Raw genomic sequence first — 13,736 nt, 5'->3', positions numbered from 1 at the left:
CAAATCGGTAATGAGTACTAGAGTAAAAGTTAACCACCATTTAGTCATTGTTTATTCATTATAAATCATTTACTACAAAGTTAAGCGCGGCTTGACGGCAAAACCATAACCAAAATACCAAGCTATAGTCGATTCAATTTAAAAACGATACAGTGCTACTTATACTTTAAATAGAATAACTATTTTATCCAAAGTAAAAAATTCATCGTATTAGGCTTGAAATTTACCCTCATCACCTTTATCAAGCAGCTATCGAGTCCTCTTTATAAGACATAAGCATAAGATATCACCATAAAACATGAGTGGACTAGCAGCAACCCATTTGCAAAAATGCTTTAACGGCCAATAAATATATACTACGTCCGACTTTAAATTAAAGAATTATTATCATTAAAATCATTAAAATCATTAAAAAACATAAGGAGTTATCATGAGCGAGCAAGGCCCCAACCATCAGTTTGACACCCAAGACCCAAACGCAGCGCAAAGCAACATCGACCGTGAAGAGAGCATTTTAGAAGAAACCTTGGAAGAATTTGATCCACAAGCCAACTCAGGTGCGAATAAAACCATCGAAAACGAAATTGACCTCGATGCCTTTGCAGCCCGTATCGCTGAACTAGAAGGCGAAGTCAAGCAAGCCAAAGAAGGAACGGCACGCGCCAATGCCGAAGCTTATAATGCGCAAAAACGCATGGAACAAGAAGCGGATAAAAGCAAAAAATTCGCCTTGCAAAAATTCGCCAGAGAGCTGCTAGAAGTGGTGGATAACCTAGAGCGTGCAGTTGAGAATGCAGATGCGAATGATCCCGTTGCCGAAGGCGTGACACTCACTCATAAGGCACTGCTGAGCGTACTCAATAAAAACGGCGTAGAAGCGGTTGATCCACAAGGCGAGAAGTTCGACGCAGACTTTCATGAGGCGGTGGGCATCGACCCAGACGCTGAAGCGGATACCGTTGGTACAGTCTTGCAAAAAGGCTATAGCTTAAATGGTCGCCTATTGCGTCCTGCTATGGTACGTGTCGGTCAGTAGTATTATAAGCAGCAGACTGCTTATTACGTTTAGCCCCTACTAAAAGTAAGGATATTCACAAAAATTCACACAAAAGAAAATATTTGCGCTGCCAATGACTTGAAAAAACACCGACGCAAACCGATATAAAGCAACAAGTGACCAGTTATGGTCTGATAAGCCTAGCTTATTACGGTTAATCCAATAGCGATAATCTAGTTTTATGTCTAATTGGGTTGAATAAGTAACGCTAGCAAACAACATAAGCAGTAACTTAAGTAAAGTATTTTTAAAGTAATTTATATAAACAGCAACTTAGAACATATTGGAGTAATTAATTATGGGTAAAGTAATAGGTATCGATTTGGGTACAACCAACTCATGTGTGGCAGTGATGGAAGGCGATAAAGTCAAAATCATTGAAAACGCTGAAGGCACACGTACCACACCATCAATTGTCGCTTATAAAGATGATGAGATCCTTGTTGGTCAATCAGCCAAGCGTCAAGCCGTGACTAACCCGAACAAAACCTTGTTTGCGATTAAGCGTCTGATTGGTCGTCGTTTTGATGACAAAGTCGTGCAAAAAGATATCGGCATGGTGCCTTATAAAATTGTCAAAGCTGACAATGGTGATGCCTGGGTCGAGATTAACGATAAAAAATTAGCACCACCTCAGGTTTCTGCTGAAATCTTGAAAAAAATGAAAAAAACCGCTGAAGACTATCTTGGCGAAGCCGTTACTGAAGCAGTGGTTACCGTTCCTGCTTACTTTAATGACTCACAGCGTCAAGCGACTAAAGATGCGGGTAAAATTGCCGGTCTGGATGTAAAGCGTATTATCAACGAACCAACTGCCGCTGCTCTTGCCTACGGTATGGATAAAAGAGAAGGCGATCGTACGATTGCTGTCTATGACTTGGGTGGTGGTACTTTTGACGTATCAATCATCGAAATCGCTGATGTTGATGGCGAGCAGCAGTTTGAAGTATTGGCAACCAACGGTGATACTTTCCTTGGCGGCGAAGATTTTGACTCAGCCTTAATTGATTACTTGGTTAGTGAATTCAAAAAAGACCAAGACGTCAATCTGAAAGGGGACTCTCTAGCGATGCAGCGTCTCAAAGAAGCCGCAGAAAAAGCTAAAATTGAGTTATCAAGTGCCCAAAGCACTGAAGTTAACTTGCCATACATTACCGCTGACAGCAATGGTCCTAAGCATTTGGTAGTAACGATTAGCCGCTCAAAATTAGAAAGCCTAACTGAAGCGCTAGTTGAGCGTACCATGGGCCCTTGTAAGATTGCTATTGATGACGCGGGTTTAAAAACCAGTGAAATTGATGATGTTATCTTAGTCGGTGGCCAGACTCGTATGCCACTAGTACAACAAAAAGTACAAGAGTTCTTCGGTCAAGAGCCACGTAAAGACGTGAACCCTGACGAAGCCGTGGCAGCTGGTGCAGCGATTCAAGGCGCGGTATTGTCTGGCGACAAAACGGACGTATTGCTTCTTGATGTGACGCCGTTGACCCTTGGTATCGAAACCATGGGTGGTGTGATGACGCCAGTTATTGAGAAAAACACGATGATTCCTACTAAGAAATCACAGGTTTTCTCAACCGCTGAAGACAACCAGCCAGCAGTGACCATTCAGGTCTATCAAGGTGAGCGTAAAATCGCGAACCAAAATAAACAGCTTGGCCGTTTTGACTTAACTGACATTCCACCAGCACCACGTGGCCTACCGCAAATCGAAGTAACCTTTGACATTAACGCTGACGGTATCATGAACATCTCAGCGACTGATAAAGGTACTGGTAAAGCACAAAGTATCCAGATTAAAGCGGATTCTGGCTTGTCGGATGAAGAAGTCGAACAAATGGTACAAGACGCTGAAGCCAACGCTGCTGAAGATGAAAAATTCGCAGAGCTTGCGCAAGTACGTAACGAAGCGGATGGTCGTATTCATGCCGTACAAAAAGCGCTAAAAGATGCGGAGGATAAAGTGTCTGATGACGAAAAATCATCAGTAGAAACCGCTATCTCTGAGCTTGAAATGGCGGCGAAAGAAGACGATCATGACGATATCAAAGCCAAACTTGAAGCATTAGACAACGCCTTCTTGCCCGTTAGCCAAAAGATTTATGGTGATGCGAGCGCTGGTGCTGAAGGTATGGATCCAAGCCAGTTCCAAGACGGCGAGGATGCAGCCGCTGATAGCAGCCAAGCTGATGATGACGTGGTTGATGCTGAGTTCACTGAAGTAGACGAAGAAGAGAAGAAGAAGTAGTTTTTTTTTAACAATTTCTTAAAAGCAATTTCTTAAAAACTTAGTCTCTAAAAACTTAGTTTCTAAAAGCTGGTAATAGTTAAGAATAAAAAGCGCACCTTTCGAGGTGCGTTTTTTTATGGCTAAGATAAAGGCGCTTACGGTAACTAAAAACGTTAGATCGGAAAGCGATAGTTTTATGACTTAAAAGCACTGACCATAAGCACTTCATAAGTCAGATTGACACAGGGCTGACCATTGGCATCTTGCGCTGCAAATTGCTGCCAATAGGCAGTCTCAAACTGTTGTAAACGAGTTTTCGTCCAAAAAAAAGGTTTACTCACTGATTTGTGTGTAGATTGGTCCTGCGTTTCAATAGCTGTCTGAGTTTGGTTGGTAGAGACCCCAGTCAGCTTCATGTGTTTAAGCACATCGTAGGGACGTGCAAATGGCAAATCGAAACGATGGGTCGATAACTGAACTTTCTCAAAGCCAGCGTGCTTTAATGCCAGTTGCCATGCTTCGATAGAGGGATACGCTAACCCTTGTTCTGTTAGCGCTTTAATTTGTAAAAAGTTATTGGCAGTAAAAGTATTAAATAGTAGCTGCCCGCCAGATTGGAGGCGCGCATACGATTGCTGAATGAAGCTCAATGGCTCATCAAACCACTGCACCGCATTGGCACTAATAATCAAGCTGTGTGTATCCCCTAAATCCATGGTCTCAGCATCGCCAATGGTTATTTCTGCTACTGGTAATAGTAACTGTAAAGTCGCTGTTTGCTGAGCGGCTAGCTCATTAATGAGCCAGCGTTTGCTCTTTAGGTGGGCCGCTAGTAAGCGGGTCATCTGCCCCGTACCCGCGCCAATCTCTAGCACGCTTTCTTGGCTATCTTGGGCAATACTGGCTAATAAAAGCTGACAGACTTGCTGCTGAACATCGGCGTGCCTTTCATAATTGTTAGCACGGGCAAAATGATGAGCGATGGTCTGCTTTCTAATACTGAGATCGTACGGTGCAGAATGATTTTCCATAGGTTTATTGAATCCCAGTAAGCCTATTGTTGCTTAATAATATGACGGAAGTAGCTATTATAGCGGTTGAGTTATAACTGTTGTATTAGCCGCTCGCAGTCTTGGGTGGTCAGCGCGGCATTCATCACCAATCGAATACGAGCGGTGTTCGCAGGAACAGTGGGCGGTCTAATGGGCAAGGCATAAAACCCAGCATCTTGCAGCTGTTGTGCTTTAGCAATAGCACTGGCGTTATCACCTAATATATAGGGCACAATTGGCGAATTATATGTCATTTGTGATGTTGTTTCGGGTATCGTTGACGATACCCTGTATTGTGGATCAATCGCTTGTCTAAGCTGTAAGGTCAGCGTAGATAAATGCTCGCGTTGATTATTTAACTGTGGCATTTTCGCTAGAATAAAGCGCGTCCATGCGTGATTGATCGGTGGTAACGCGGTACTAAAGATAAGCGGGCGCATGTGATTAATCAGCCACTGTTTGACCACGTCATCACAAAGAATATAAGCACCGACTGAGGCAAAAGCCTTACCAAAAGTGCCGACCAAGTAATCGATATCCGCTAGCGTTTGGGTTTCTTCTGCCAATCCCAAACCTTGATTGCCTAACACCCCAACGGCATGCGCCTCGTCCACATACAGCTCAATGCGACTGTCTGCAGCTTTTAGTTGTACCAATTTATGTAAGTCGGCGCGGTCACCATCCATGCTAAAGATGCTTTCGGTAACGATAATAATCCGTTCAACGGTAGCCTCAGCTTGCTCAATCATAAGCGCCAAGTGCTGATAATTATTGTGTCGATAGCGCTGATAAGTGCACAGCTTGCTTTGGCTGAGACGTATCCCATCGATGATACTGGCATGCACTAACTTATCCGCTAAGATAAGCGTTTTGACGGGCAAAGCAGTTAATGCAGGCAAGATACCAATATTGGCATGATAGCCACTGTTTACTACTAAAGCAGATTTTGGAGGTAAGTTAACTCTGAGTTTGCCTACTGCTGCCTGATACCACAGTTGCAACTCGCTCTCAAGTGCTTGCAACTGTTTGTCGTTGCCCGTCAATAGCCGCGAGGAAGTGGCACTCATTTTAGGTATTGACTGCTGTTGTATCTGAGTTAAAAATGCCAGTTGCAATTCACTATCGCCTCCTAGTCCCAGATAATCGTTACTGGCAACGTTCAGTAGTTTTTTTTCTTTATAAGTAACATAAAGGCCTTGATGGTCAAGGTTAGGCAACTGGCGGTATTGCTGAGAGACTTTGAGAGAATCAAGCGATTCTTGTAAACGAGTGGTGATAGGGTTGGCCATTTGCGGTTGTCCTTTGATGTTTTTTCTATATTCAAACTTGATAGCCGTTAAAATATCTCTAAATAGATAGAGAGTATTACACGAATCTAGCATTTGTAACAAAAAGTTTCATATCTAAGCCTTTGTAACCTTAGTAATGAGAAATACTTGCAAAAGTTAACTCTTATACTATTAAACACTGACAGAGCTTACGAAATAGTTTGTTACTATGTATACATCGTTAGCAGACAAGGCGATATGGCTATAACAGCCTGTGTAAATAAATAAATAACTTGTTTGTCAAAATTGATTTTAAGGAGATGACGATGAAAATTCTACAAAAAACTTTACTCGCACTAGCAGCTGGTTCTTTGTTAAGTGTCAGTGCGCAAGCGGCCGTCTCTTATGGTAACGGCTACACTGGTCAGCCATACGTTGGTGTAAAAGTTGGTCAGTTTGACCTAGATGTTAATAATGCTGATGATCCAACGGCTTATGGTGTTTACGGTGGTTATAACTTCGATCCTAATTTCGGTATGGAAGTCGAGTATGTCGGTTCCGATGACGCTGACTACTATAACGGCGATATCGATGCGAAGACTTATGGTGCCTATGGTACCTACCGCTACGCCTTCCCAAATACCGCACTATATGCCAAAGGTAAACTGGGTATTGCCAAAACTGAAGTAGAAGGTGATTATACAGTTGGTGGTAATCGAGTTCCCTTTTCAGAAGATGATACCAGCCTTGCCGGTGGTATAGGTGTAGGTTATTCAGTCAATCCTGACTTCAGTGTTGAAGCTGAGTATGACATGTTAGGTAGTGATGCAGATCTTATGACAGTTGGTGCTCATCTAAAATTCTAAAATTACTTATTTGACTACATGTCAGCTAAGTAAAATGGGTAAATGGCACTATAAAAATATAGCTTAATAAATATAATAATATATTTCCTATAATTGCTATATAGTTTAATAATATTAGCTTCCTAATGATATTAAATACTCAGTAGAAACAAAAAAACGATCACTCAATGTGGTCGTTTTTTTTGTGCCTAATTGTGCTTAAAAAATCTGTCTTTATAAACTAAGTAGTCTTTAGCTATAAATGATAATACCGTATTGATTTTTAAGACATTATTAAGGTCCAAAATGTGCTATATTAACAGATAGAACTGCAAAGGAGGGTATGGTGATGATTGAGACTATTTGGATGATTGAACCCTGGCACTGGCTAGTATTAGGCTTTTTACTAATGATTGTTGAGATATTTATCCCTACCTTTGCAAGCCTTTGGTTTGGTGCTGCTGCCATCATTGTTGCTGCTTTATCCTGGTTGTTGCCTATTTCTTTAGTAATACAAGTAATTATTTGGTTGGCTTTATCCGTGCTATTTATGTTTGCTTGGGTTAAATATATTAAGCCATTATCAATAGACCGTACAAAAGCTGGATTGGGTGGCAGTGTGATAATCGGCGAAACTGGTATGATTGTAGTTAAACCGCAACCGGATAAGCTTGGACTCGTACGCTTTAATGTACCGATAGTGGGAGCAGATGAATGGTCTTGCCGTACGCGTGATGAGGCGGTCGAAGTGGGTGATCGGGTCGTAGTGACTGATATCAGCGGTAATGAGCTTATTGTAGCGCTTACTAAACCAATTGCAGCGCCTATCATTGCTAACCGTCCTTCGATTGATAGACTTAAAATCAACGACGTTGATTATCATGAAATTAAGCATAGTAAACTGAGTCTGAATAAAACGGGTCTTGATAGGGCTCGTCTCAAGAAAAAATTTACTGACAACTAAGCTATAAAGGCTCTTGTTCAACATAACAAAGAATTACCGCATTCTAGAATAATAGATATACAACAAACACCACACTACTGCAGCGTATATAGTAATGGATTAGGGAGAGCGTCATGAACAGCATTATTAACAGCATGAATAGCGTTAGTATCGTTATGTTGGTATTAGCCGCCTTAGTGGTCTTCACCGTTTTTAAAGGCGTGTGTATTGTCCCGCAAGGCTATAAATGGATTGTTCAGCGTCTTGGTAAATATGAGCAAACTTTAGAGCCAGGGTTTAGTCTTATTATTCCTTTTCTTGATAAAGTTGCTTATAAAGTTACTACTAAAGATATTGTGTTGGACATTCCATCGCAAGAAGTCATTACTCGCGATAACGTAGTCATTATTGCTAACGCAGTTGCCTATATTAATATTGTTCGTCCTGATAAAGCGGTTTATGGTATCGAAGACTATGAATACGGCATTCTCAATCTAGTACAAACCTCTTTACGCTCAATCATTGGTGAGATGGATCTCGATAGTGCTTTGTCTAGCCGTGATGAAATTAAAACCAAGCTCAAACACGCTATCTCAGAAGATATCTCTGACTGGGGTATCACCCTAAAGACCGTTGAGATTCAAGATATTAATCCGTCATCGACCATGCAAATGGCGATGGAAGAGCAGGCTGCCGCTGAACGTCAGCGCCGTGCTACGGTTACTCGTGCCGATGGTCAAAAGCAGGCAGCTATCTTAGAGGCTGATGGTCGCCTAGAAGCCTCACGCCGCGATGCTGAAGCGCAAGTAGTACTGGCTAAAGGATCAGAGGAGTCAATACGCCTCATTACCAGTGCGGTAGGAGAAGAGGACATGCCGATCATCTACTTACTCGGTGAGCAATATATCAAAGCGATTAAAGATTTGGCTGAGTCTGATAACTCGAAAATGGTGGTCATCCCCGCTGATATCTTAAGTACGGTTAAAGGGATGGTAGGCGATAAATTAAAAGCGTAGTAGCCGCTGCTTTAAGCTGGTTATATGAGCTCAATACATCAAAGTAAGTCTATAAAAATAGGCGGTTAGTATATTACTAACCGCCTATTTTATTGCTAGTGGATTTGGACTAAATAACTTTAGAAAATCGATTTTTGTGTTTCTTCTCAAGATACTCATCGAATACCATTGCCACGTTACGCCCTAGTAGGCGACCTTTGGGTAAAATGCGAATACCAGCTATATCCATATCAACCAGCTTATCTTTTTGCATCTCACCCAGCTGTTGAATTTCATTAATAAAGTAAGTAACGGCATCGATACCGAATTTTTGATTGACGTCTTTAAAATCAATATAATCATGACACAATAAATTCATGATTACATATTCACGTAAGCGGTCTTTAATAGAAGTTTTTATAACTTTTACCGCTGGCATGACAGTAGGATTATTATGCAAAGCATTAATATTGTCCTGATAGACTTGCAAATCAGTGTCATTCTGCAAAATATAGCTGCTATTAGTGTTGGTAATTTGGCTGATTGCTGAGACCCCAAACCCTAATAAATCGCAGTCACCCATGATGGTATAACCTTGAAAGTTACGATGTAATTTACCTTCACGCTGTGCCACTGCCAGCTCATCATCAGGTTTGGCGAAGTGATCAATACCGATATATTGATAGCCAGCTTCGGTTAAAGTATTGATGGTATTGCCTAACATAGCAAGCTTCACTGCTGGATCTGGTAAATCTTCATCTTTAATTTGGCGTTGGGCTTTAAAGCGCTCGGGTAGATGCGCGTAGTTAAATACCGATAAGCGATCCGGTGACATCTCAATGATACGGCGTACGGTTTTATCTAAAGTAGCTGGGGTCTGATGTGGTAAGCCATAAATTAGGTCAATGTTAATAGAATGAAAGCCTAAATCGCGGGCCTCATTTAAGATATTGGCAATCATTTCTGCTGAATGTACTCGGTTGACGGCAATCTGTACCGCTTCATCTAAATCTTGTACGCCCAAACTAATACGGTTGAAACCCAGATTGCGCAGAGTCTGTAGGGTCTCGTCGCCAAGCTCGCGTGGGTCGATTTCAATAGAATAATCGCCTTCGTCTTCTGGCAAAAATTCAAATTGCGTCTGTAAAAACTCCCAAAGCTGCACCAGCTCTTCATCCCGCAAGAATGTTGGCGTACCACCGCCTAAATGTAGCTGCTTGACTAGGGGTTTGGTGCTGTCTTTTGGTATGGATAATAGGCCGCGTTTGTGCTTAATCTCAGCGATAAGATATTGTAGATAATCGCCTGAGTCGCTATTTTTTTTAGTGATAATTTTATTACAGGCGCAGTAATAGCAAAGATGCCGGCAAAACGGAATGTGAAAATATAAAGATAGTGGCGCGTACGCTTCCCGATTCTGCAAAATTTTGGTCTCCAGACCGTCAGCTATCGGCAAAAATTCTAAAGCGGTCGGGTAGGAGGTATAGCGCGGCCCTGAACGATTGTACTTATTAACAATCGCACCATCGAACGTTGGCAGTTGCTTACTGCCGCTAGTACCACGCAGACTGGCATAAGGGTTGTTTACTGTAGCAACAGGACGGGCAGTGGTCGGTTGCTCGTTTGAATTATTATAAGGTTGCTGTGGGATAGGGTTAGATTCTGACATACGGTTTTCCTTATATGAGCGCTATGGCTACCCATCAAGTTGATAACTATTTAATAACAACTTTTAGCTGGTTTGCTAACGATACTTTTAGCAATATTTGTGGCTCAATAGATAATCTTTAGTATAACAAATCCTTATCTATAGTGGGGTGGTCAATAAGTTCTCTTAGAGTGGACATGCAAGCTTGTAAAAGCTATTGTGTATAAAAAAGCGACCCTAAGATAAACTTAAGATCGCTTGTGCAGTTACTCCAAATCTTTAGTCAGGGCGAAATTTTTCTCTTAGTTGAATCTTATTACCAACGGCTTGCTTAGAAATTTCGCCAGCGCTAAAGGGCAGGCGAATCCATTCTTTATCCGAGTATCGGCGCGTTTGGTCACGGTGATAAGGTCGAGTAGTATCCGCGGACTGCGAGTAGGCTAACAGAGCTTCAACTACAGGTCCTTTGTTATCAAAAGTGACTGACTGCATATAAGTGGGACCACCATTGATAGGTCTATAAGTGCCATCTTCATTGAGATCTGGACCTTGTGCGACGTTAAAGATACCTTCGCGGCCAAGTCCACCATGCATAGGTATTTTGTCATTATTCATACCCGCATCGATGACGTATTGAAGACTACTCAACGGTGCATCAAGTGCAATTTTTTTACTATTAAAATAAGCAATCGAATCGCCTAGAGCTTTGCGCGTACTATCATTAATGATGAGACCGCGAGGTGTATTTACTGGATCATTGATATCGAACTTAACGCTAAAGGCATTATCTGTAGTTTCAGTAAAATCAACGTTACGCCAAAACTCCCTAAAAACATGAGCGCCTTTGCTATCAAGATTGTTACGACGATCCCAGTTGCTTAAGATATTACAGGCTTGAGTAGCATCTATAGTAGCACCACTGGTTAATGGCAGCGTAGAATTGGCTCTACAATCTGTCAATACATCGTCAAGTATTAACTCAGCAACATAACTGCGGTTACCATAGACCACCTCTTGCATGTTGTCTAAGTTAAATATATTACCGCCAAGGTTGTCCTTATTGCTCAATCGATCCGCTATTTGGGTCAGTCCCATACGTGAACGCATCAGTAATGGGACACCGTCGACAGGATTGGCACCAAGAAACGGTGTCAAACGGCGACGTAGTAGCGGTGAGAAATCAGTCAATGGCTCCTCTAGGTTGCTCAGCCAATAACTGTCATTAGAGTTGGCAACATAATCATCACGAATTAAGAACGGTAAGTTTGAGCGTCCAAAGATACCTGCTTGTGGCGAGTCGGCGTCGTTGCCCCATTCACAGGCAGCGATACTACCGTTTAGTGCTGGTAAGTCTGACGCAATCAAAGCACCAAGAACAGGTCCAGATGCAGCACTACTACAAGCTTCTAGCTGCTGTTTGGTGACATGAGGCACGGTTGAGATATCGGCATAGAGTGCCTTACCATAACGATCGGTAGCGATAGTATTGACAAAGCCCAGACCAACTATATCTTGCATTCTATCTACCAAATCCTCAACGCTCGTGGCTTTATTCATACTACGCCATTGATTGAGTGCGCGTGGATTCTCAGAGGCAGCATCACGGATAGTAAAGGCTAGATTACTAGTGCCCCAAGCTGGTAAGCGACCATTAATGGCGTTTACGTTTATCATCGGTCCATATTGTGAGACATAAATATTTCGAACCATCGTTTCATTGTTCGGTAGCTGAATAGTGACAGGAACAGTTTCGATTTTACGCTTCTCTTCTACGCCAGCACTGTTTATATAGTTGTATTTCATTGGATCGCCAGGTACTAGACTGAGCTGATAAAGCGTAAAGCGCTTGGCAGTCGATACGGTATGGCTCCAAGCAACGTCTTTGTTAAAGCCAATATTGGGGAAGGGTTGACCTTGTTGGGCGGCACCCATCACATCGAGCTCGCCTGGCAGGGTTAAGTGGAACTCGTAAAAACGCTGTACCCCATTCCATGGCTCATGCGGATTGCCGTACAATATACCACTTTTAGTACCGGCTCACGCGCTAGTGAGCAGATGTTGTCTTCAGCAAAAACATAGCCCACACCGTAGCCCAAGCCTTTATAATTCCTAGCTGTAATATGTGGTATGCCAAATTTAGTGCACTGAATATCTGCTGCATATTCAGTATCAGGTGTGATGTTATCGTCACTGTCGAAGACATTATTATTACTATCCGAACAACCGGATAGTCACAGCAACATTGCCATCGTCAGTAAGGTCAATGTTGGCGTACATCGATTTAGAACTTTTATAGTCATAACTTTCACCATCCATGGTTGATTGTAGTTACTTAAAGCTATGACAAAAAAACTCATCCATCAAGCTTTAGAAGGTCAATAAATTCCTTTTTTATTGCTAGTAGTGTACAAGTACACACTCATAATATAACTATTTTAAATGACTTTACCAGCTAATTATTTAGTCAACTCAAGTTATTTCGCGTATACCGTTATACTTTGATATAGATATAGATATATAGGACTTACGCAAAACCCGATAGGTATTGCTAACCTCAAGAATAACGTAGTAGCATAAAGTCATGAAAAAGCCCAAAGTAACCCGACTAGATTATTGCCAATATCTCATGGTGAGTCAAATAAACTACACCATTACTAATTATGCTGATCATCATCCTGAGAATATCAGTCATGACCGTATCAATCGCTATTTGAAAGGCGATAAGCTCAAACCCCGTCTAGTCTGGGAGCAAGTCAAACAAGACCTTATCGCTCATCCTGACGGTTACCTCATCTTTGATGATACTGTATTGGACAAAGACCACAGTCACAAGATAGAACTGGTCAATCGCCAGTATAGTGGTAACGCCAAGCGCTTGATTAAAGGTATTGGCCTTGTGAACTGCATCTACGTTAATCCGCACACCCAGCAGTATTGGGTTATTGATTACCGTATTTATGACAAAGCGATTGATGGTAAAAGTAAGCTTGACCATTTAAAGGACATGCTACAGCACAGTATTGAGTACAAGCAGCTTTTATTTAAAACCGTGCTTATGGACAGCTGGTATGCCACCAAAGACATCATGCTGACCATCGATAGTCTAGATAAAATCTTTTACTGTCCACTTAAGAGCAACCGTTTGGTTGATGATTCACAAGGACAGCGAGCTTATACCGCAGTAAGCCATCTTGAATGGGCAGAACAAGAACAAGCAAATGGCAAGCTGATTAAAATTAACAAATTTCCTAAAGATTATAAAGTGCAACTGTTTCGGGTCGTGGTGAGTACTCACCGCACGGATTGGGTCGTGACCAACGATACCACTCAAACGAATCGTGATGATGTACAACAGGTGTGCGCCATACGCTGGAAGATTGAGCAGTTTCATAGAGAGATTAAACAGTTAACAGGCATAGAGTCTAATCAGTGTCGCAAAGCACGTATTCAACGCAATCATATTTGTTGTTCTATATTGGTTTGGATATGCTTGACCCGTATTGCTAAGCAAACAAAGAAAACGGTATATCAGTTAAAACATGGCTTACTTGATAACTACCTCTGCGAGCAGTTGCGCTCGCCTGGGTTGATGGTTGCGTAAGTCCTAATATAGATATATAAATTCTTAGATTAACAAATGAAGTGCAATTTCAATCAGTAAGTGAAAAAAAGACCTAGATGCGATAGCATCACAGTCT

At 41.8% G+C, this 13,736-nt stretch carries 10 protein-coding genes and 1 pseudogene; 6 read left to right on the top strand and 5 right to left on the bottom strand.

Features of this window, described 5'->3' with window-relative positions; genetic code table 11:
- Positions 1-430 precede the first annotated feature (430 nt).
- Together grpE and dnaK are read left to right on the top strand one after the other, a co-directional pair.
- Positions 431-1,036 carry a nucleotide exchange factor GrpE gene (grpE, locus tag U1P77_RS11300; protein WP_321155080.1) on the top strand — a complete coding sequence of 202 codons (606 nt, stop codon included), beginning with the start codon at positions 431-433 and terminating at the stop codon, positions 1,034-1,036.
- 319 nt (positions 1,037-1,355) lie between these two features.
- A complete protein-coding gene (gene dnaK, locus U1P77_RS11295; protein ID WP_321155079.1) occupies positions 1,356-3,305 on the top strand; it encodes a molecular chaperone DnaK in 1,950 nt (649 codons plus the stop codon).
- 176 nt (positions 3,306-3,481) lie between these two features.
- Here dnaK and U1P77_RS11290 read toward each other — a convergent pair whose 3' ends face one another.
- The gene (locus U1P77_RS11290) at positions 3,482-4,318 is read right to left on the bottom strand and encodes a methyltransferase domain-containing protein (protein WP_321155078.1); all 837 of its coding nucleotides are present in this window, start codon (positions 4,316-4,318) and stop codon (positions 3,482-3,484) included.
- 71 nt (positions 4,319-4,389) lie between these two features.
- Positions 4,390-5,628: an 8-amino-7-oxononanoate synthase gene (locus U1P77_RS11285; protein ID WP_321155077.1), complete on the bottom strand. Its 1,239-nt coding sequence runs from the start codon at positions 5,626-5,628 to the stop codon at positions 4,390-4,392.
- Between the two features lie 305 nt (positions 5,629-5,933).
- Here U1P77_RS11285 and U1P77_RS11280 point away from each other — a divergent pair, with 305 nt between their 5' ends.
- The 3 genes and pseudogenes from U1P77_RS11280 (at position 5,934) to U1P77_RS11270 (ending at position 8,411) form a co-directional block, all read left to right on the top strand.
- A complete protein-coding gene (locus U1P77_RS11280) occupies positions 5,934-6,473 on the top strand; it encodes a porin family protein (RefSeq protein WP_321155076.1) in 540 nt (179 codons plus the stop codon).
- Between the two features lie 328 nt (positions 6,474-6,801).
- A pseudogene (locus U1P77_RS11275) lies at positions 6,802-7,254 on the top strand (NfeD family protein); the annotation flags it as partial.
- A 296-nt stretch (positions 7,255-7,550) separates the two neighbouring features.
- The gene (locus U1P77_RS11270) at positions 7,551-8,411 is read left to right on the top strand and encodes an SPFH domain-containing protein (RefSeq protein WP_321156683.1); all 861 of its coding nucleotides are present in this window, start codon (positions 7,551-7,553) and stop codon (positions 8,409-8,411) included.
- Between the two features lie 109 nt (positions 8,412-8,520).
- On the opposite strand, the gene hemN is transcribed toward U1P77_RS11270, so the two are convergent.
- The 3 genes from hemN to U1P77_RS11255 form a co-directional block, all read right to left on the bottom strand.
- On the bottom strand, positions 8,521-10,059 hold the full coding sequence (gene hemN, locus U1P77_RS11265; RefSeq protein ID WP_321155075.1) for an oxygen-independent coproporphyrinogen III oxidase: 1,539 nt from the start codon (positions 10,057-10,059) through the stop codon (positions 8,521-8,523).
- Between the two features lie 258 nt (positions 10,060-10,317).
- Positions 10,318-12,054, bottom strand: coding sequence for a penicillin acylase family protein (locus tag U1P77_RS11260; RefSeq protein ID WP_321155074.1), 1,737 nt, complete (start codon positions 12,052-12,054; stop codon positions 10,318-10,320).
- Complete coding sequence (locus U1P77_RS11255) at positions 11,994-12,158, bottom strand: hypothetical protein (RefSeq protein WP_321156682.1); 165 nt, start codon at positions 12,156-12,158, stop codon at positions 11,994-11,996. The genes U1P77_RS11260 and U1P77_RS11255 overlap by 61 nt, the downstream gene beginning before the upstream one ends.
- 461 nt (positions 12,159-12,619) lie before the next feature.
- On the opposite strand from U1P77_RS11255, the gene U1P77_RS11250 reads away from it, so the two are divergent.
- A complete protein-coding gene (locus U1P77_RS11250) occupies positions 12,620-13,639 on the top strand; it encodes an IS701 family transposase (RefSeq protein ID WP_321155073.1) in 1,020 nt (339 codons plus the stop codon).
- Positions 13,640-13,736 lie beyond the last annotated feature (97 nt).

Origin of the sequence: Psychrobacter sp. LV10R520-6 (genome assembly GCF_900182925.1) — a bacterium.
In the GTDB taxonomy this organism is placed as follows: domain Bacteria; phylum Pseudomonadota; class Gammaproteobacteria; order Pseudomonadales; family Moraxellaceae; genus Psychrobacter.
The sequence above is the reverse complement of the archived record's forward strand: the minus strand, read 5'-3'. Positions and strand labels throughout refer to the sequence as shown.

What these genes read in the sequence shown, in the direction of transcription:
- U1P77_RS11280 (WP_321155076.1), top strand. Translation starts at nt 5,934, where the DNA reads ATGAAAATTCTACAAAAAACTTTACTCGCACTAGCAGCTGGTTCTTTG.
- dnaK (WP_321155079.1), top strand. Translation starts at nt 1,356, where the DNA reads ATGGGTAAAGTAATAGGTATCGATTTGGGTACAACCAACTCATGTGTG.
- U1P77_RS11270 (WP_321156683.1), top strand. Translation starts at nt 7,551, where the DNA reads ATGAATAGCGTTAGTATCGTTATGTTGGTATTAGCCGCCTTAGTGGTC.
- U1P77_RS11290 (WP_321155078.1), bottom strand. Translation starts at nt 4,318, where the DNA reads ATGGAAAATCATTCTGCACCGTACGATCTCAGTATTAGAAAGCAGACC.
- U1P77_RS11285 (WP_321155077.1), bottom strand. Translation starts at nt 5,628, where the DNA reads ATGGCCAACCCTATCACCACTCGTTTACAAGAATCGCTTGATTCTCTC.
- hemN (WP_321155075.1), bottom strand. Translation starts at nt 10,059, where the DNA reads ATGTCAGAATCTAACCCTATCCCACAGCAACCTTATAATAATTCAAAC.
- grpE (WP_321155080.1), top strand. Translation starts at nt 431, where the DNA reads ATGAGCGAGCAAGGCCCCAACCATCAGTTTGACACCCAAGACCCAAAC.
- U1P77_RS11250 (WP_321155073.1), top strand. Translation starts at nt 12,620, where the DNA reads ATGAAAAAGCCCAAAGTAACCCGACTAGATTATTGCCAATATCTCATG.